General features: G+C 40.4%; 17 protein-coding genes. 16 read left to right on the top strand and 1 reads right to left on the bottom strand.

Annotated features, from left to right (window positions below; translation table 11 throughout):
- Positions 1 to 13: 13 nt before the first annotated feature.
- The 13 genes from BET01_RS06820 (at position 14) to BET01_RS06760 (ending at position 16,144) form a co-directional block, all read left to right on the top strand.
- Entirely contained in the window at positions 14 to 658 is a 645-nt protein-coding gene (locus BET01_RS06820) for an MBL fold metallo-hydrolase (RefSeq protein ID WP_120196064.1), read from the top strand.
- 8 nt (positions 659 to 666) lie between these two features.
- Positions 667 to 2,121, top strand: a complete 1,455-nt coding sequence (gene hemZ, locus BET01_RS06815; RefSeq protein ID WP_120196063.1) for a coproporphyrinogen dehydrogenase HemZ — start codon at positions 667 to 669, stop codon at positions 2,119 to 2,121.
- A gap of 53 nt (positions 2,122 to 2,174) precedes the next feature.
- Complete coding sequence (hisS, locus tag BET01_RS06810) at positions 2,175 to 3,434, top strand: histidine--tRNA ligase (RefSeq protein WP_120196062.1); 1,260 nt, start codon at positions 2,175 to 2,177, stop codon at positions 3,432 to 3,434.
- Between the two features lie 19 nt (positions 3,435 to 3,453).
- Positions 3,454 to 5,244: an aspartate--tRNA ligase gene (gene aspS, locus BET01_RS06805; protein ID WP_120196061.1), complete on the top strand. Its 1,791-nt coding sequence runs from the start codon at positions 3,454 to 3,456 to the stop codon at positions 5,242 to 5,244.
- Positions 5,245 to 5,440: 196 nt separating this feature from the next.
- A complete protein-coding gene (locus BET01_RS06800; RefSeq protein WP_120196060.1) occupies positions 5,441 to 7,270 on the top strand; it encodes a bifunctional metallophosphatase/5'-nucleotidase in 1,830 nt (609 codons plus the stop codon).
- Between the two features lie 110 nt (positions 7,271 to 7,380).
- Positions 7,381 to 7,911 carry a GNAT family N-acetyltransferase gene (locus BET01_RS06795; protein ID WP_120196059.1) on the top strand — a complete coding sequence of 177 codons (531 nt, stop codon included), beginning with the start codon at positions 7,381 to 7,383 and terminating at the stop codon, positions 7,909 to 7,911.
- Between the two features lie 139 nt (positions 7,912 to 8,050).
- Positions 8,051 to 9,163, top strand: a complete 1,113-nt coding sequence (locus BET01_RS06790; RefSeq protein WP_120196058.1) for a tetratricopeptide repeat-containing glycosyltransferase — start codon at positions 8,051 to 8,053, stop codon at positions 9,161 to 9,163.
- Positions 9,160 to 10,278, top strand: a complete 1,119-nt coding sequence (locus BET01_RS06785) for a tetratricopeptide repeat-containing glycosyltransferase (RefSeq protein ID WP_120196057.1) — start codon at positions 9,160 to 9,162, stop codon at positions 10,276 to 10,278. The genes BET01_RS06790 and BET01_RS06785 overlap by 4 nt, the downstream gene beginning before the upstream one ends.
- Before the next feature lie 415 nt (positions 10,279 to 10,693).
- A complete protein-coding gene (locus BET01_RS06780; RefSeq protein ID WP_120196056.1) occupies positions 10,694 to 12,436 on the top strand; it encodes a methyl-accepting chemotaxis protein in 1,743 nt (580 codons plus the stop codon).
- Positions 12,437 to 12,578: 142 nt separating this feature from the next.
- On the top strand, positions 12,579 to 13,421 hold the full coding sequence (gene kduI, locus BET01_RS06775) for a 5-dehydro-4-deoxy-D-glucuronate isomerase (RefSeq protein ID WP_120196055.1): 843 nt from the start codon (positions 12,579 to 12,581) through the stop codon (positions 13,419 to 13,421).
- 218 nt (positions 13,422 to 13,639) lie between these two features.
- Entirely contained in the window at positions 13,640 to 14,317 is a 678-nt protein-coding gene (locus BET01_RS06770) for a response regulator transcription factor (protein ID WP_120196054.1), read from the top strand.
- Positions 14,314 to 15,849, top strand: coding sequence for a sensor histidine kinase (locus BET01_RS06765; RefSeq protein WP_120196053.1), 1,536 nt, complete (start codon positions 14,314 to 14,316; stop codon positions 15,847 to 15,849). The genes BET01_RS06770 and BET01_RS06765 overlap by 4 nt, the downstream gene beginning before the upstream one ends.
- A gap of 103 nt (positions 15,850 to 15,952) precedes the next feature.
- Positions 15,953 to 16,144, top strand: a complete 192-nt coding sequence (locus BET01_RS06760) for a YjfB family protein (RefSeq protein ID WP_158584998.1) — start codon at positions 15,953 to 15,955, stop codon at positions 16,142 to 16,144.
- A gap of 60 nt (positions 16,145 to 16,204) precedes the next feature.
- Here BET01_RS06760 and BET01_RS06755 read toward each other — a convergent pair whose 3' ends face one another.
- On the bottom strand, positions 16,205 to 18,019 hold the full coding sequence (locus tag BET01_RS06755; protein WP_158584997.1) for a glycosyltransferase family 2 protein: 1,815 nt from the start codon (positions 18,017 to 18,019) through the stop codon (positions 16,205 to 16,207).
- A gap of 729 nt (positions 18,020 to 18,748) precedes the next feature.
- Between BET01_RS06755 and BET01_RS06750 the strand changes: the two genes are divergently transcribed.
- The 3 genes from BET01_RS06750 (at position 18,749) to BET01_RS06740 (ending at position 20,719) form a co-directional block, all read left to right on the top strand.
- Complete coding sequence (locus BET01_RS06750; RefSeq protein ID WP_120196050.1) at positions 18,749 to 19,756, top strand: HD-GYP domain-containing protein; 1,008 nt, start codon at positions 18,749 to 18,751, stop codon at positions 19,754 to 19,756.
- A gap of 253 nt (positions 19,757 to 20,009) precedes the next feature.
- Positions 20,010 to 20,390 carry a flagellar basal body rod protein FlgB gene (gene flgB / locus BET01_RS06745; RefSeq protein ID WP_120196049.1) on the top strand — a complete coding sequence of 127 codons (381 nt, stop codon included), beginning with the start codon at positions 20,010 to 20,012 and terminating at the stop codon, positions 20,388 to 20,390.
- Between the two features lie 17 nt (positions 20,391 to 20,407).
- A complete protein-coding gene (locus tag BET01_RS06740) occupies positions 20,408 to 20,719 on the top strand; it encodes a flagellar hook-basal body complex protein FliE (RefSeq protein WP_120196048.1) in 312 nt (103 codons plus the stop codon).
- Position 20,720 lies beyond the last annotated feature (1 nt).

The following is a 20,720-nucleotide window of genomic DNA, read 5'->3' as shown; positions in this document are numbered from 1 at the left end:
AAGGAGAGAGAACATGAGTGATTTTAGAATAAAGACATATCCAGTAGGACAGATTGGCACAAACTGCTATATTTTATACCGAGAGTCACTTCAAGAGGCGATAATTGTAGATCCTGGTGCACAGGGTGGTTATCTTGTAGAAAAGTGCAAGGAGCTTGGTGTAATGCCAAAAGCAATTTTTCTGACTCATGGACATTTTGACCATATTCTTGGCGTGGATGAGGTAAAGCGTTGGTATCCGGATATAAAAATCTACGCAGGCGAACATGAGAAGATGACGTTGATGGATCCGTCCATTAACTTATCTGGTGGATTTGGAGGAGGGTATACCCTTTTACCTGATGTATTTTTAAAAGATGGGGAGAGTATAACCCTATCTGGAATTACCTTTCAGGTGATTCATACACCAGGTCACACAAGAGGTTCTATCTGTTTCTTTATCGCGGATGAAGAGGTTCTTATAAGCGGAGATACTCTGTTTTTAGAATCCCTTGGCAGAACGGATTTTCCCATGGGAGATCAGTCCCTTATAATCAGATCCATTAGAGAAAAGCTGTTTGTACTACCAGAAGATACGCTTGTTTATCCTGGGCATGGAGATAAGACCACCATCGGCCATGAATTGGTTTACAATCCAGTGGCATTATACAGAGAATAGGAAAAAATATGATAGGATTATTTTTAGATGACCAGTCTTTTGAGCAGGATATCAGGGAATTAATAATGGCCTTTTATCCAGGGGAGAGCTTTTCCCACCAGGAGACGACAGAGGAAGATTACCGACTTGTGGTCCGAAGCAAGACGGAAGAGAATAGCTTTTTACTTAACATCAGGGATATGGAAAGCGGTGAGGAATTAACAGACTCCGTTGAAGTCCATTTCCCTGATCGGTTTGAGACGAAGAACCGGATCAAACGCATGCTTTATAAGATGTCAATGGAACATACAAAAGCAACCCTTCCCTGGGGAACCTTAACGGGTATTCGGCCAACCAAGATTGCAATGACAGAGCTTTTGGCGGGACGTTCTAAGGACGAAGTCAGTGCCTATATGAAGAAAGCTTACTTAGCAAGTGATGCCAAAATCAATTTAAGTGTTGAGATTGCAAGCAGGGAGATCAGCCTTCTTTCAGAGATTGACTTTGAACGTGGTTACAGTCTCTATATTGGAATTCCTTTTTGTCCAACCACCTGTCTTTACTGTTCATTTACGTCTTATCCCATTTCCCAGTGGGAAAAACGTATGGATCTGTATTTAGATGCGTTGTTTCGGGAAATGGAATATACTTCCAAACGGATGAAAGGGAGAACCCTGGATACTGTATACATCGGAGGCGGAACTCCTACCTCTCTATCCGCACACCATCTGGATGTGCTGATTCAAAGACTGTATGATACCTTTGATTTTAGTACGGTAAAAGAATTTACCGTAGAGGCAGGAAGGCCCGACAGCATCACAGAGGACAAGCTAAAGATATTAAAATCTCATGGAGTGACTAGAATCTCTATTAATCCTCAGACCATGAAGCAGGAGACGCTTGCTATCATTGGCAGAAGGCATACGGTGGACATGGTTAAGGAACAGTTTTCCCTTGCTAGGTCACTGGGATTTGATAACATTAACATGGATCTCATCATCGGTTTGCCGGAAGAAGACATAGAAGATGTGAGAAATACCATGGAAGAGATAAAGGCACTATCCCCGGACAGCATCACCGTTCATTCCTTGGCAATCAAGCGTGCGGCTCGTCTTAACATGTTTAAGGACAAGTACGGTGATTTGAAAATGGTAAACACCCAGGAGATGATTGATCTAACTGCAGAGTATGCAAGGAAGATGGGTCAAGAGCCATATTACTTATATCGTCAGAAAAACATGGCGGGGAATTTTGAAAATGTAGGATACTCTCTACCTGGGAAGGCATGCATCTACAACATTCTGATTATGGAAGAAAAGCAGACCATAATCGCTCTTGGAGCCGGAACTAGCACTAAGGTGGTATTTCACAAAGAAAACCGCCTGGAACGTGTGGAAAATGTCAAAGACGTGGACCTGTATATCAATCGAATCGACGAAATGATAGAAAGAAAAGAAAAAATGCTTGCAAATTTAGAAATGTAATTTAAAATAAAAGCAGGAATCATCATTAAATTAAGAAAAACGGAGTGAATGAGATGGCATTGAAAAAGAAACCGGTTACCGGAATGAAGGATATTCTGCCCGCAGAAATGCAGGTGCGTGAATACGTAACGAACCAGATACGTGAAACTTACGGTGGCTTTGGCTTTCATTCCATTGAAACTCCCTGCGTGGAGCATATAGAAAATCTGTCCAGCAAACAGGGCGGTGACAATGAAAAGTTGATTTTTAAGATTATGAAGCGTGGAGAAAAGTTAAATATAGAGGAAGCCAAAGAAGAAATTGATTTGACTGACAGCGGACTTCGTTATGATTTAACCGTTCCTTTATGTAGATATTATTCCAATCATGCCGCTTCTTTGCCCTCTCCATTTAAATCCCTTCAGATGGGAAGTGTTTGGAGAGCAGACCGCCCTCAAAGAGGACGATTCAGACAGTTCGTTCAGTGTGATATCGATATCCTTGGAGACGGCAGCAGGCTGGCAGAAATCGATTTGATTTTGGCTACCACCACACTCTTAGGAAAGATCGGCTTTAAAGGATATACGGTTAGAATCAATGACAGAAACATCTTAAAAGGAATGGCGGCTTTTTGCGGCTTTTCTGAGGATTCTTATGACCAGGTATTTATTATACTGGATAAGATGGACAAGATCGGCATGGATGGCGTGGAAAAAGAACTGATTGAAGCTGGCTATGAGGAAGATAAAGTTAAGAAATACTTATCCCTCTTTGAGTCAACTACTCCGGATGCTTCTGGGGTTAGAAGCCTTGGTGAAACCTTAAAAGGCTCTTTGGAAGATGATCAGGCAGAGAACCTGGCTGCGATCATTGACAGTGTGACTGGAATTGCGACCAGTCAGTTTTCCATTCAGTTTGATCCCACGTTAGTAAGAGGAATGTCTTACTATACTGGAACCATATTTGAGATTCAGGTAGAGGGTTTCCCAGGATCAGTGGGTGGCGGCGGACGCTACGATAAGATGATTGGGAAATTTACCGGAATGGATACTCCAGCATGTGGTTTTTCCATTGGTTTTGAACGTATCGTCACCATTTTAATGGAGGAAGGCTTTACCGTTCCAGGCAGTCAGGAAAAGACAGCATTTCTGTTGGAAAAGGGTGTCAGTGATGAATTGACCAATCAGGTTATGAAGGAAGCCATGGAAGAACGGGCGAAGGGCGTGACTGTATTAGTCTCTCAGATGAACAAGAATAAAAAATTCCAGAAGGATGGTCTTTTAAAAGAAGGCTATACCCAGTTTAAAGAATTTTATAAAGATAATATGAAATAAATTTATTCAGGAGGAAATTATGGCAGAGTCAATGTTGGGATTAAAAAGATCCCATAGATGTACAGAGGTTACCACAGCAGATGCGGGCAAAGAAGTGACTGTTATGGGTTGGGTTCAGAAAAGCAGAAATAAGGGAGGGATCATCTTTGTAGATTTAAGAGATCGTTCCGGACTTTTGCAGATCATTTTTGAAGAAAGCGAATGCGGAGCAGAAAGCTTTTCAAAAGCGGAGCGATTAAGAAGTGAATTTGTTGTTGCAATTACCGGCGTGGTTGAAAGCCGGGCTGGCGGTGTTAATGAAAATCTGGCCACTGGTGCCATTGAAGTGCGCGCAAGGGACTTGCGAATCCTCTCTGAATCCGAGACTCCGCCATTCCCTATTGAAGAGAATAGCAAGACTAAAGAAGAATTGAGATTAAAATATCGTTATTTGGATCTTAGAAGACCAGACATTCAAAAAAATATGATGATCAGAAGCCAGGTGGCGACTCTTGCAAGAGCATTTCTTGCAGAAGAGGGATTTTTAGAGATCGAGACACCTACCATGATTAAAAGTACACCCGAAGGCGCCAGAGATTATTTGGTACCAAGCCGTGTTCACCCTGGTTCTTTTTATGCACTTCCTCAATCTCCCCAGTTGTATAAGCAGCTTTTGATGTGCTCTGGTTATGACCGTTACTTCCAGCTAGCTAGATGTTACCGTGATGAAGATCTAAGAGCAGACAGACAGCCAGAATTTACCCAGATCGATATGGAGCTCTCCTTTGTTGATGTTGATGATGTATTAAATGTCAATGAAAGACTGCTGAAAAAGATATTTAAGGAAATCTGCAATTGCGACCTTCCTCTTCCAATTGAACGATTGACCTGGAGAGAAGCTATGGACCGTTTTGGTTCCGACAAGCCAGACATGCGTTTTGGAATGGAGCTGAATGATGTATCTGAATTAGTTAAGGATACTGAATTTGTTGTATTTAAGGGTGCGTTAGAAATGGGCGGATCAGTACGTGCAATCAATGCCGAAGGTCAGGGAGCTATGCCTCGTAAGAAAATTGATGCCCTCGTAGAATATGCCAAAGGCTTTGGAGCCAAAGGACTTGCTTATCTGGCAATCAATGAAGATGGAACCTATAAATGTTCCTTTTCTAAATTTATGACAGAGGAAGAACTTCATATCCTGGCAGAAGCATTGGGCGGAAAACCAGGAGATCTTCTCTTATTTGCAGCGGACAAAGACAAAGTTGTGTTTGACGTGTTAGGAAACTTAAGACTTGAACTAGCAAGACAGCTTGATCTCCTGAAAAAGAATGAGTTTAAGTTCTTATGGGTAACGGAATTCCCACTCTTAGAGTATTCTGAGGAACAAGGTCGTTACACTGCTATGCATCACCCATTTACCATGCCAATGGATGAGGATTGGGCGATGATCGACACCAATCCAGGTGCCGTTCGTGCAAAGGCATACGACATTGTATTAAATGGTACTGAGATTGGTGGCGGTTCTGTCCGTATCCATCAAGGTGATATCCAGTCTAAGATGCTTGAGATTCTTGGCTTTAGTAAAGAGCAGGCGCAGGAGCAGTTTGGCTTTTTGTTAGATGCTTTTAAATTTGGAGTTCCTCCTCACGCAGGTTTGGCTTACGGGCTGGATCGTGTGATTATGTTAATTGTTGGGGCGGACAGCATTCGTGATGTCATTGCGTTCCCGAAGGTGAAGGATGCTTCTTGCCTTATGTCAGAGGCACCAGCTCCAGTAGATTCAAAACAGCTTGAAGAATTGAGAATTGGAATTAGTAAAGATAGTGAATAAGAAATAGACAAAAAGTGTTCTCTGCGGAACCAATTTAAAGCGCAGAGAACACTTTTTTTACTTGAAATAATAGGCTTAGAAATAAAAATATTTGGACGATCAGAAAAAAGAAAAATTTGAAGAAAATTATATCTTATCTTTACATGAATCTGGTATAATAAGGGAAAATAAGCGTTCCCAAAGGAGGATTTAAGCAATGAAAGGAAGTATAAGAAAAAGGTTTCTGTCACTTTGTATGGCACTTCTCATGGTTCTTTCCCTTACTACTGGTATATCCATCACTTCATGGGCTGCGGACAAGGATATTGTGGTTCTCTACACCAACGATGTCCACTGCGGAGTTGATGAAAACATTGGTTATGCAGGACTTGCTCTCTATAAAAAAGAGATGTTAGCCCAAACCCCTTATGTGACGCTGGTAGACGGGGGAGATGCCATTCAAGGTGCACCAATTGGCACACTCTCAGACGGGGGTTATATAATTGACATTATGAATAAAGTCGGTTATGATTTCGCCGTCCCAGGTAACCATGAATTTGATTATGGAATGCCCCGTTTTTTAGAGCTGGCAGGAAAGTTAAACTGCGGCTACTACTCCAGCAATTTTATGGATCTTCGGACAGGTTCTGCTGTATTTGCCCCTTATAAAATGTTTACCTATGGCGATACAAAGGTTGCATTTGTAGGAGCGACTACACCGGAAAGCTTTACTAAGTCCACTCCAACCTATTTCCAGGATGGAAACGGAACCTACATCTATGGTTTTTGCGAAGATGAAAGTGGCAAAAAATTATACACCCAAATTCAGACTTCCGTCGATCAGGCAAAAGCAGAAGGCGCAGAAATCGTTGTATTAGTTGGTCACCTTGGAGAGAACGGAACCACCGATCAGTGGACCTCTGATCGTGTCATTAAAAACACCACAGGTATTAACGCAGTCATCGATGGTCATTCTCATGAAGTATACAATAAGTACGTGAAGAACAAAGACGGTAAAGATGTACTTCTTAACCAGACAGGAACCAAGCTTAAAAATATTGGTAAGCTTACGATTAAGACTGATGGGACCATAACTGGTGAGATGGTCACTAAGGTTCCAGAAGGAGTTGTAGCAAGCACTTATACCGTTAAAAAGGGAGATACCTTAAGCCGAATCGCAAAGAAGGAATTAGGCTCTTATCATCGTTACCGTGAAATCTATGATTCCAACCGAAGTGCTATCAAGGACCCTAATGTTTTAACCGTAGGCTCCCAGCTTGTAATCCCGGCAAAGAGTTCCGTAACAGCCGATGGCAAAGCCATTGATTACGATACCGATCGTTACATAAAAGCAATTCAATCCCAATACAACGAAACTCTAAAAACTGTCATCGGACACACCGATACAGAATTGACCGTTAACGATCCAGCAACAGGAAATCGTGCGGTCAGAAGTGGAGAAACCAATCTTGGAGATCTTTGTGCGGATTCATACCGTTTCGTTCTCGGAGCTGACATCGGCCTGTCTAATGGAGGCGGAGTCAGAGCTAACATAAAGGCCGGTAATATCACATACAATGACACCCTTACTGTGTTCCCCTTTGGAAATATGGGGTGTGTAGCAGAAGTGAAAGGACAGCAGATTAAAGATGCCCTTGAAATGGCTTCAAAGAACTATCCAAAGGAAAGTGGTGGCTTCCTTCAGGTATCCGGACTCACATATACCATCGATTCAAAGGTTTCCACCAATGTCCAGGTAGATGAAAAAGGAAACTTTATTAAGGTGAATGGAGCTTATCGGGTTTCTGATATTAAGGTAGGCGGTACCACACTTGATATAAATAAAACCTATACCGTAGCTTCTCATAATTACATGCTAAAATCAGGCGGTGATGGTTTGACCATGTTTAAGGGCAGTAAAATTATTCGGGATGAAGTAATCACTGATGTTGATTTATTATCTTCCTATATCCGCAATCAGCTAGGTGGCAATGTAGGGAATGATTACGCAAATCCTCTCGGTCAGGGAAGAATTTCCATAAAGTAAACAACTATAAAAGCTTGTTCTGGTCTGACTGGAGCAGGCTTTTATCGTTGTTTCTTTCTATGGGGGATGATACACTGGTAAGCAGATTGTAAATGTTAGGAGATAAAATTATGCTTTTAGAACACCCGAAATCCCGTTTTGAGGAAATATACAAAGTCTATGAAGAAGCTTTTCCAGCCATTGAGCGTCGCACTAGGAAAGGACAAGAAGAAGTGTTTGATAGTCCTGTCTACCAGGTTCGAATCGTAGAAGAACAAGGAGAGGTTTTGGCCTTTTTAGGATATTGGGAACTCCCTAGTTGTGTATTTTTAGAACATCTAGCGACTTTAGAAAAATCAAGAGGAAAAGGACTTGGTAAGCAGCTTGTAGAGGAGGTTTTAAAAGAAACTGCAAAACCTGTGTTTCTTGAAATAGAACCAGTAACGAAAGACGATCCCATAACAGAGCGCAGGGCTGGCTTCTACCAAAGACTTGGGTTTCATTTAAATCCTTTTTACTACCAACAGATGCCTCTTAAGCCAGAAGACAACCCTCTTAGACTCATGATCATGAGCTATGGAACACCTTTTACGAAGGAAAAGTTTTTCCCATATAAGAAAGAAATCTATCATATCGTCTACGGAGTAGAAGCAAGTCTTTGATTTGTGCCCGCTCACGGTACAAGTCCGAACCGCATATATTGAATTTAGCAAATAAAATGGGGTAGGAATCCGGTTATCTGGAGGAAATTAGATACGTATAATAGAACGTAGGTATAGATCCCCAGAAGGAGTTGGTAAAGTGAATCAGTATAAGATATGCGTTTACGCCATTAGTAAAAATGAGGAACAGTTTGTGGACCGCTGGATGGATGCGGTATCGGAAGCAGATGAGGTAATTGTAACCGATACTGGATCAACAGATCACACCGTGGAAAAGCTTCGAAAAAGAGGAGCAGTCGTTTACGAGGAAAGCATTTCTCCCTGGCGTTTTGATACCGCCCGCAACGTGGCAATGAGTCATATTCCGGAAGATGCAGATATCTGCGTTTCCAATGACCTTGATGAGGTATTTGAGCCAGGTTGGAGAAAGAAACTAGAGGATCAGTGGAAGCCCGGTCAGACCAGGGCACGTTATTTGTTTACATTTAGCTGTAATCCTGATGGAACTCCAAAGAAACAGTTTCCTATGGAGAAGATTCATTCAAGAAAGGAATACCAATGGATTCATCCCGTACATGAGATTTTGGAATACAGCGGGAAATTGCCGGAAAATTCAGGCTGGGTCAGCGGGATGATATTAAACCATTACCCAGATGAATCCAAGGCCAGAAGTCAATATCTCCCTCTTCTTGAATTATCTGTGGAGGAAAATCCAACCGATGACAGAGCCACGTTTTGGCTGGGCAGAGAGTATGTATATCATGGAGATTATGACAAAGCAATCAGTATGCTAAAACGTCATCTTTCCCTTCCAACTGCAAGGTGGCTAGAGGAACGAAGCGCTTCCATGCGATTTATTTCCCATAGCTATGAAGAACTTGGCAATAAAAGAGAGGCAAGATCCTGGCTCTTAAGATCCCTTGCGGAATGTCCTGATGTAAGAGAACCGTATCTAGCGCTGGCAAAAGCCGGTTACTTGGAAGCAGACTGGCCTCTTTGCTTTGCCATGGCGGAAAAAGGTCTTACGGTTACAGAAAGTACCGGAAGCTATTTGGTAGATCCGGCCAGTTGGGGATACGCTTTTTATGATTATTGCGCCATCAGTGGATATCGTATGGGCATGTTTGAGAGCGCAAGAGAGTATGCCATAAAAGCTCTGGAGATGGACCCTGAAAATCTACGACTTAAGAGCAATCTTGCTTTGATAGAAGATAGATGTCAAAGGAAAACCAATGAGGAGGTATCTTCATGAGCAAATTAAAGGTATGTGTCTACGCCATTTGTAAAAATGAAGTTGATTTCGTAGATCAATGGATGGATTCTATGAATGAGGCAGATCTCATTGTTGTTACGGATACAGGGTCAGATGACGGTACGGTGGAGAAGCTAAGGGAAAGAGGAGCAGTTGTTTATGTAGATATTGTAAAGCCATGGAGATTTGATGTAGCCAGAAACTTATCCCTGGAACATGTTCCAGATGATGTGGATGTTTGTGTCTGCACAGATTTAGATGAGCTCTTTGAACCAGGCTGGAGGAAAAAGCTGGAAGAGGCATGGCTAAATCATAAGCCCATTCACCAAGGTCCCATATCAAAAACTGGTCGATATCTGTATAACTGGAGTCTTAAGGCAGATGGAACACCGGATATCCAGTTTTACTATTTCAAAGTGCATGGGCGCAAAGGATTTCGCTGGAAATGCCCCATTCATGAATTTGTTCAATACGTCAGCGATTTGCCACTTGAAACCGTATACATTGAAGGCATGGTTTTAAACCATCATCCAGATCCCACCAAATCACGAGGATCTTATTTACCCCTGTTAGAACTGGCGGTGGAAGAGGATCCAATAGATGAGCGGATGCGCTACTATCTTGGCAGAGAATATATGTATAAAGGTGAATGGCAAAAGAGCATTGACACTTTAAATGCTTATCTGAATTTGCCAAACGCAAACTGGCCAGACGAACGATGTGCCGCTATGCGGTGGATTGCGAAATCCTATTATCGCCTTGAAAAGATAAAGGAAGCATATAGCTGGTATTTCCGCGCAATTGCAGAGGTGTCCACCATCAGAGATCCATACGTGGAATTCTCCAGAATGTGTTACGAACTAAAAGATTGGACCATGAGCTATTATACGGCAAAAGAAGCGTTGAAAATAAAAGAAAAATCAAAAACTTTTGTAAATATGGGCTACTCCTGGGATCATACCCCAGATGATTTATGCTCCATCGCGGCATACCGTATGGGAATGCTTGATGAATCAGAGGAACACGCAATAAAAGCCCTAGAGCATTCTCCTGAGGATCCCCGTTTAAAAAGCAATTTGAATTTAGTCCTTGCGACTAAAAAAAGTGCATCATAGTGATTAGAATATACACCTTGAACCCATAGTAACCTGGGGTTCAAGGTGTTTTCTTTGAAAAAGACTATTTTTAAAGATACTATATGCCATTCGCTTCATGAAACTCAAAAAAAGGTTACCCCGTTTATAGTTATAAAATCCCATAAAAGCACAATTTTTGTTATATTTTAGTGACTAAATATTATTTGTCTGAAATCTATAAGTTTAGGTGATAAATATAAAAAAACAACAAATATTTAAGGGAAAATCTTAATTATTTTACAAGTATAGTAATTACAAGTATTTCAAAAGACAAAGATCGACAAAAAGAGAAGAAGTCACACACTATTTCCTCAAACACGCATTGCGATAATGATGCAACGGAGTTATTATATTTGAATATTATCAAGTCTATGTAATAACGGAGGAAAGCATAATGGAGAGGCAGAAGAAATACAAATTGCAGGTCAGGGGAAAACTGATTTTATTCGTCAGTGCATTGATGTTTACCACGATTTTTGTATTAACCACAATTTTTTACATCGGCTTGGACCGAGCATACCAGAACTGGATTCAGTTAAGTTATGATAGTTACGATCAAAATATCAAAACAGCAGTAGAAAATTTAGTGAGTGTCCTAAGTGACAATTATAAGCGCTATGAAAGTGGGGAAATCACGGAGCAGCAGGCTCGTAAGAATGCTGAGAGCATTGTTCGCAATGCCCGGTATGGAGGAGGCAGTGGCTATTTCTGGGCAGATACCTCAGATGGAATTTGCGCGGTACATATGAATTCTGAATATGAAGGAAAAGCACGGTACGATGAACAGGATAAATTGGGCAATTATTACGTGCGCAGTTTTATAGAAAATGGTGTTAAAGCAGGCGGCGGATTTACGGATTTTTATTTTACCAAACCTGGTCAGGATGGAGTCTTTGCAAAAAGAGCCTATACCCTTAGATTTGAACCTTATGACTGGAATATCAGCACTGGAAATTACATTGACGACATAGATCAGGCGGTGGCAAATCAACAAAGAGAGAAGATAATGGAAATCGTCTTTCTTCTTCTAGTATCAATTGGAATTTCTGTAGTAGGTCTATTTATTTTAACCGGCCGTTTGAGTAAGATTACAGCACCACTAAGTCCCATTGCCAAACGCCTTAAACTTTTGGCAGAAGGAGATGTACATACACCTCCAGTGAACGTTATTAAAACTAACGATGAGATGGAGGTACTTTCCAGAGCTACAGACGAACTGATATTTGAAATGGCAGAAGTTGTGAAAGACATTGCCGGACACATGGAGCACATGTCGCAGGGAGATATGACTCACCCTGTGGAGAAGAGATATGCAGGTGATTTTGCACCGATCCATGAGTCCCTCATTCTTATTTATCAGCAGCTAAACCAGACCTTAAAAATCATACGACAGTCTGCCGATCAAGTAAATGCTGGATCCACTCAGGTGGCATCAGCTGCCCAGGCGCTGGCAGCAGGAGCTACGGAGCAGGCTGGAACCATAGAAGAACTTTCCTCAGCCATTACAGAGGTCTCCGCTCAGGTGGAACAGAGTACAACTCATATTGAAGAAGCAGCAGGATACGTGGAACAAACCGTAAGCCGGGTGGAAGAAAGCAATGCCAAAATGAAACAGATGTTAAAAGCAATGGCTGAGATTAAAACCACCTCAGACGAAATTGGAAAAATCACAAAGGATGTTGATGGGATTGCGTCTCAAACAAATCTTCTGGCTTTAAATGCAGCAGTTGAGGCAGCCAGGGCGGGAGATGCTGGCAAGGGGTTTGCAGTGGTGGCTGAGGAAGTAAGAAGCCTGGCAGCAAAAGCAGCTCAGGCGGCTAAGCGTACCTCACTCCTGGTTGAGAATGCGACCCGAGCTGTGGAAGATGGTCTTACCACTGCAAAGGAAAATGCAGATATTTTATCAGATGTATCTGGTCATGCAAAGCACGTAAAAGCAATTATGGAAACCGTAGAACAGGCTTCCAGGGAACAGACAGAAGCGATGGCAGAAGTCACCTATGGAATTGGTCAAATATCTGCAGTGGTACAAAGTAATGCCGCCACGGCAGAACAAAGTTCCGCTTCCAGTGAAGAGTTATCTGCTCAGGCAAATCTGCTGCGTGATGAGGTAGCAAAATTTCATATTCTTAAATAATTGAATGAATAACCTTGTCGTATGATAGGATATATTGTGGCTTTTTCACAATAAAGTTAAGTACATATTGAATTAAAAACCTGCTTGTGATACCATGAGAGTGGTCAGTTATTTCTAAATACAACAAGGAGGGTTTTAATAAATGGATATCCGTTACTCAGCAAATCAAAAGGATTTCAAACGATACACAACAGAAGAAACAAGAAATGAATTTTTAATAGAAAATTTATACGTTGCCAATGAAGTGGTTGCTGTATATTCACACGTAGATCGTATGGTTACATTAGGTTGTATGCCAACAACAGAAACAGTTTCTATTGACAAGGGGATTGATGTTTGGAAAAACTTCGGTACAAGCTATTTCCTTGAGAGACGTGAAATCGGTATTTTCAATATCGGCGGAGCAGGAACCATTGTTGCAGATGGGGAAGAGTTCAAGATGGGCTACAAAGATTGTTTGTACATTACAAAGGGAACAAAAAAAGTTACTTTCTCTAGTGCAGATGCATCAAACCCAGCTAAGTTCTATATGGTAAGTGCACCAGCTCATAAATCATGTAAGACAACCTTTATCCCAATCGAAAAAGCAGCGAAAAAGCCTCTTGGTGCAATGGAGACTGCCAACAAACGTGTGATTAACCAATTTATTCACCCAGATGTACTGGAGACCTGTCAACTTTCTATGGGTATGACTATTTTAGATTCAGGAAGCGTATGGAACACCATGCCATCTCATACACATGAGAGACGTATGGAAATCTATATGTATTTCGAAATTCCTGAGAATAATGTAGTGTTCCACATGATGGGAGAAGCCAATGAAACAAGACATATTGTGATGCAGAATGAACAGGCTGTGATCAGCCCATCTTGGAGCATTCATTCCGGCGCAGGTACTAGCAACTATACCTTCATTTGGGCAATGGGTGGAGAGAATCAGGCATTTGACGATATGGATAACATTCCTACAACTGAATTAAGATAATAAGGATAGATCAAAAAGCAGATGCAGCCATTTTTAGCATCTGCTTTTTTACTGCCCAAATCAGGAATATGACCCGTAGATTGAGGGAATTATCCTATAGACAGTTATTTCAACTCCAATCATGTGAAATCTCTGTGAAAATGTAGAAATATCTCGTTTCATTTGATACAATATGACTCATAAATAGATGAAAAAGTGTCTGATTTCAGGAGGTTACAATGGAACAGTTGAAAATATTAGTGGTTGATGATGAATCCAGAATGAGAAAACTGGTAAAGGATTTTTTAAGCGTTAAGGGATTTACCGTAGTAGAGGCATCCAATGGTGAGGAGGCAGTAGACGTATTTTTTGAACAAAAAGATATTGTACTAATCATCCTTGATGTCATGATGCCAAAGATGGACGGTTGGGAGACCCTTAAAACCATCCGTAAATATTCTCAAGTTCCCATCATCATGCTAACAGCCAGAGGAGAAGAGCGGGATGAACTGCAGGGCTTTGACCTTGGTGTGGATGAATATATCTCAAAGCCATTTAGCCCAAAGATTTTAGTTGCCAGAGTAGAGGCGATATTAAGAAGAAGCAATTCAGTGCCTGCTGATGAGATGGAGATTGGTGGAATTTGCATTGACAAGGCGGCTCATCAGGTGTCCATTGATGGGAAAAACATTGAACTAAGTTTTAAGGAATTTGAATTACTTGCTTATTTCCTTGAAAACCAGGGAATCGCTCTTTCCAGGGAAAAAATATTAAATAATGTATGGAATTACGATTATTTTGGAGATGCCAGAACCATAGATACTCATGTGAAAAAGTTACGTAGCAAGATGGGCGAAAAAGGTGACTATATTAAAACCATATGGGGAATGGGATATAAATTTGAGGTGAGTCAATGAAACATTCCATAAAAGCACGGTACGCCATAATTTTTGTAGGTTTAATGGCGTTTGTGTTTATCTCAACCTGGTGTGTGAACAGTTGGTTTTTGGAACGGTTTTATACCAGTGATAAGGTGCGTATTTTACAAAGCGCCTATACCGAGATCGATCAAGTGGTGGCTCAGGCCAATGAGAGCGGAAAAGGCATCATTGAGTATTATAAAGAATCCTATGATGTAGATTTTAAAAATGAAGGCCCTGTCCAGAGGATGTTTCGAATCATGGGAGAAAAATACAATCTGATGATGGTCCTAATTGACAGCACCACGGACGAAGCACTTATGTCAACCAATGGTGACCGCCAGTTTTTAAAAAATAGGGTGGAGGATTATATCTTTGGAAAGGATATGCCTCATGCCAGTATATTAAAGAGATATGATAATTACGTGATCCAAAAGACATATGATTCAAGATCAGACTCCTATTATCTGGAAAGCTGGGGATATTTTTCAGACAATAAGACTATTTTCCTTATATCAATCCCTCTTGCCAGCATTCGGGAAAGTGTATCTCTTTCCAATCGTTTTCTTGCCTACGTAGGTGGTGTGGCTCTTTTCTTAGGAAGTATTGTCATATTCTTTACGACTAAGAGAGTCACCTCCCCAATCTTGTCTTTATCCGTTTTATCAGAGAAGATGTCAAATCTTGATTTTGATGCCAAGTATACGGGAAAAGAAGAGGATGAGATTGGTATCTTAGGAAACAGTATGAATAAGCTTTCTGACCGGCTAAAGGATACCATTGGAGAGCTTCGAGAGGCCAATGAAGAGCTGCAAAAGGATATAGAAGAAAAGGTAAAGATTGACGATATGCGTAAGGATTTTATTGCCAATGTATCTCATGAACTGAAAACTCCCATTGCTCTCATTCAGGGATATGCAGAGGGTCTTATGGAGGGAATGGCAGAAGATCCGGAAAGCCGTGATTATTACTGCGAAGTCATTGTGGATGAAGCGAATAAGATGAATAAGATGGTGCGGCAGCTTTTAAATCTTACCGCGATTGAGTTTGGAAACGATATGCTTCAACTGGACCGATTTGATGTAACCGAATTGATTCGTGGAGTGATTAGTTCTGCTGGGATCTTAATACAGCACAAAGATATTTCCGTGAAGTTTGAAGATCAGGGCCCTATTTATGTCCACGCAGATGAGTTTAAGATTGAAGAAGTCATAACCAATTATTTGAACAATGCCTTAAATCATGTGGGAGGAGATCGGAAGATAGTCATTACCGCAGAGGATAATGGGGAAGAAGCACTTATTACGGTGTTTAACACTGGCCTGAACATACCAGAAGAAGATCTCTCTAAGCTTTGGACTAAATTTTTTAAGGTTGATAAAGCTCATACCAGAGAATATGGAGGCAGCGGCATCGGCCTGTCCATTGTCAAGGCAATCATGGATTCCCATAAGAAATCATGTGGAGTGCGTAATGTGGCAGAAGGCGTTGAGTTTTGGTTTACCTTGAATAGCCATAGAGAAAGTTGATTTCATCTGACCTCTTATAAAGTAATTAGTCAATCCGATATATAATAGGAAAGCATAGGATGCGATTCACCTAAATATGTGCATCATGAAAGGAGAAAACAGTATGGACGTTGCTGCATTTAGCATGGATATGAGTATGGCAAAGCTACAACAAAATGTAGGTCTAAGCATAGCAAAGAAAGCGATGAATCAGGAGGAACAGCAGGCAGCCGGACTTCTTGACATGGTAAGCCGGTCAAATCCCGGTCAGATCCCTCATAGCGGAGTTGGACAAAATATAGATACAAGAGCATAGTAACTAAGAACTCCCTGTTGAGGCGGATTACATATCTGACCTTAACAGGGAGTTTTTAAGTTATTTCGGTTTCGTTGCAAGAATCAGATACCGGTTTAGATGTTCGGATCTATTGAACTTTAATTCAGCAGGCAAAATAGGCTCTAGAATTCCATTCCCATTTGGAATTAATCCCTGCTCTCTTAAGATTTTCACTGGTTCTTCGATGGGGATTAGCGTGATGGAATGCGCTCCATTTAATAATCTTTCTTCCTCTAACTCTTTTTTTAGAACATGTGAATAAGGATTTCTCAGATAAAAGGATATGACGCCTCCGGCATCTAAGCGTGATGCGCATTCCTTTAAGAGTTCCGAATAGTCCGGGTAAAGAGATAATTCCTTACCAATGCAGATATATTGAAAGCTTCCTTCCGGGAGGGAACGGTATATACTATATGGGGAATCTGCAATGGAAACCTCACCCTTTAATGGCTTTAAGTCATCTGCTAGTTTAGGATCGCTTATGGCAAAGGAAAAAGATACTTTCTTACCCAGTCTCCTTAAGCCAGTCATGAGTTGTATTACATCTGCTCCATAACCAGAATCAATCCCAAGTATGGGCGTGTTCTCTGGTAAATCTTTAAATGTGGTTTCCAGATGAGTGAGAAGGTAAGGATCGTAGCAGAAGTTATTGCCCCAAGGATCAACGCCATGTTTTTCTATAAACAAGCTTCTTCCGTTTTGTAATGTCCGATATTTCAATTGATCTTCTTTTCCTGAAACGCTTCCGAAATGGTAACACCATGTGTCTTTACATAATACCTGCTTGTAACCAGCCCTTCTTGCCCTGAGACAGAAATCATCATCCCAAAATTCCATCGTATAAAAATACCGGTCTGCAAATCCAATGGTATTTACCTTCTTAATATCATAAAGGGCAATCACAGGCATAAGCCGGCATCGTTCTTCCCATAAATAAGGACATTTGACGTTATGGGCCTTCGCTACCTCTTCCGCATTTTCTGGCGTGAATTCATCAATCATTCCCTGGAGGTTGCTGGTGTTTGGAGTACTTGGAGATACGGAGATGATATCTGGATCAGATTGGATGCAGGTAAGGAGGTTATCCAGCCAATTGCTTGTTAATATGGTATCGTTGTTGACGAAGGCGGCATATTTTCCTTCACACACCCGGTACATAAGTGAAAAAATCATAGCTTTTACGTTGTGCTTTAATGTCAGCACTTTACGGATGCCAAGCTCCTTAAAGTATTCCTCTGTGCCATCTGAGGAACCATCATTTAGAAGAATCAGTTCGTAGGAATAGCTGGTAAGATCTGTATTTCTAAAAAGGCTTTCAAGACACTTCTTTGTATATTCCAGTTTGTTATAAACTGGAATAAATATGGAAACCAGATAGTTCTCCCCTCTGTTTTCATAAGTATTTTTATGGTTTTCTATGAATTCGCAGTCATAGTAATGCTTCATTTTTATTTTGTCAGGATAAATAGTAAGCCAGAAATAGGTATCTTCTTTCCATTCCTTTAGAAATGGAATTAATTGAAATTCTGTAAGATCCTCTGCTTCTTTTAAACGGCCATCTTCTATCAATTCCAACAGTTTGTCAACGGTCCATTTCGTATTTTCATACATCGCCAGATAGGACACGGGAATATGAGCGATTTTTTGGTCTTGACAAAGAGGCTTTAATCTTATTAGAGCAATGGAAATGATTTTTAAATGACTTCTGCTGTAGTCAAGCTTCTCATTCCTTATGGAAGATGGCAGTTGACTGGCAATGGAGATAAGAAATTCCTGAAGCCTGACGGCCTCCGTATACGGTGTTTCAGGATTTTCTTTGTAAATGTCATCTGTGGTCAAAGCTTCTATATTCATTATGACTTCCTCTTTCATTATAAAATATCAACAGAGCTAAGCTTTTAATCAGAAGGTTTTGGTAATTTGACTCTATATTTGACGAATCGCTTAGATGCGAATGATTATAAATCTTATGATTTTGTTTATCGTTCTATTATATGAAAGGAATGCACATTTCTTGAATCCATATTATTTCGAACAAAGGGACGTTCGATGATAAGTCATTTGTTATTTTTATGGTACTTTTTAGTGGTCTATTCTTTATTTAACATATTTTCCTGTATGATAAGTATTAAGATATTGATAAAATGACAAAAATCGACTAAAGTTGCTTATTTTTTTCACTTTGGTTTCGATATAAATATAGAAATGATAATAAAAAGATAAAATATAACCAAATCATGGAGCCAGATATTACGGGTAGATTAAAATAAATGCCCATTAAGAGTGAAACAGCCTGGTGAAATGATATAGAATTTCAGTGTAAATTTTTGTTGTTCCATGAACATTTTCATAGTCTGGACAATGGAATAAGATAAAATATTGAACTATCATATTCCATACATAAGCTTTTGTATGTACGCATGCTTGTTTGGAGAACCATGAATTTGTTAGATAAGATATAAGAAATTTATAGGTCGAACCCTTTTTCTTCTGTCAGTATGGGGTAAGTGTTTTTGGGAGGATGAGGTTTCGGCAGTTTCTGGGGTGGTTTTGAAAGCGGCTTTCAAGTGAGGGGGGAGAGGCTTGTACAGAATATTGGCAATTGATGACACTTCTTTTTTTCTAAGAGTATTAGAAGATATACTCTCTGAATATTTCGAGGTGTTTACTACTGTTTCAGGAGAGATTGCGTTCCGTTATATGGAACAGTTAAAACCGGATCTGATTCTTTTAGACCTTGCAATGCCTAAGGTAGATGGTTGGCAAACCATGAGACAATTAAAAATGAGACCGGATTGTTCTGACATACCAATTATTTTCATAACATCACAAACAGATAAGGCGATAGAGGCAGAATGCTTAAAACAGGGAGCATATGATTTTATTACAAAACCAGTTTCAAAAGAGGTTCTTTTAAGCCGTGTCAAAAAAGCTTTGGAAGTAAAACGTTATAGCGAAGAGCTTAAGATAAAGCTGGAGCAAAAGACGAAGGAGCTGGAGGAGGTTTCCCTTGCCTCAATAAGTGCAATGACAGCCTTAATTGATGCGAGAGATTCTTACACAAAAGGACATTCCAAGCGAGTGGCCAGATATTCCGTATTAATAGCAGAGAATATGAACTGGTCCAAGGAGGAGATTAGGCGCTTATACGACATTGCAATGCTCCATGATGTTGGAAAGGTGGGGGTGCCCGATAAGATCCTATTAAAGACAACGCCGCTAACACCCTTAGAAATGGCAGTTATGAAAAGCCATACCGTAATGGGGGCGGAAATCCTAAAAGACATCACGACATTTCGAGATTTGGAACTAGGAGCAAGATACCACCATGAACGCTTTGACGGAAAAGGCTATCCTGATGGGCTCTTTGGTACCGAGATCCCCCTGCTTGCGAGAATCATTTGTGTGGCAGATTCCTTTGATGCCATGAGCAGCAACCGATGTTACAGGCCGAGGCTTAATCCTGCACAAATTCGTAAGGAATTGTTAAGAGGTAGTGGAAAACAGTTTGATCCAGAGGTGGTTTGGGCCTTCTTAAAAACTTGGGAAGTACTTCCTCTTATAAGGAAGGAAATGCAGCGGCAGGTCTGATTCTATCTATGAAAAATCAAATTATACAAAATGCCGGATAGAGAGCATAATTATAACCAGTTTTTGGATATTGGCTTAATAGAACTTTCTTGACAATATATGTAATAAAATGTAAAATAAAGTAAGTTTAAAATTACAAAAATAATATAATTTTGGAATTGCTTGTCGAAATTTAACTACATTTAGATGTTTAAAACCCTATTACGTATGAAAAACATTTTACTGAAAGAAGTGAAAGTGAGGAACAGATCCGATGAATTTAATATTTGGAAACAATATTTCCATGGCGGAGAAGACTCTGGATTATCTGTGGTCGAAACAGAAAGTTACTCTTAACAACATTGCCAATGGAGATACCCCGGGATATAAAGCCCAGTATGTAACGTTTGAGGATGAATTACGCAAACGTCTTATGGCAGGAAAAAAAGGCACATCCCAGGACATAAGTAATATCATTGGAAATTCCAGGCATTTCATAAGGAATACGGATAATGAATCGGCAAGAATGGATGGGAACAATGTTAATATGGATGTGGAGAACGTGGAATTAGCAAGAACAACGTTGCAGTACCAATATGAACTTAATGCTTTAAACAGCGAGATAAGCAGACTACGTACGATAATTAAAGGTTAAACCAGGAGGTACATAACATGGAACAGATGTTCATAACACCCATTATTCCCTTGAATTCCATTGGAAATATAGGAAGTGACAAGAAGATAGCATCCGGTAATGCTGGAAATTCAGCCTTTCAGGATGTTTTTAGAGAAGCCATTCAGAATGTAAAAGAGACAGACAAGAATCTGACAACCCAGGAATACTTATTGTCCACAGGCCAGATTAATGACGCACACACCGTGCCAGCAGCAGCAGCAAAAGCCCAGTTATCGATAGAACTTTTAACGGCACTTCGTAGTAAGGCATTGGAGTCTTATAACGAAATGATGAGGATTAGTATTTAAG

The organism is Lacrimispora algidixylanolytica, assembly GCF_003609635.1.
Classification (GTDB): domain Bacteria; phylum Bacillota; class Clostridia; order Lachnospirales; family Lachnospiraceae; genus Lacrimispora; species Lacrimispora algidixylanolytica.
Note: the sequence above shows the minus strand (reverse complement) of the source record. Positions and strands in the feature narration are given on the sequence as shown.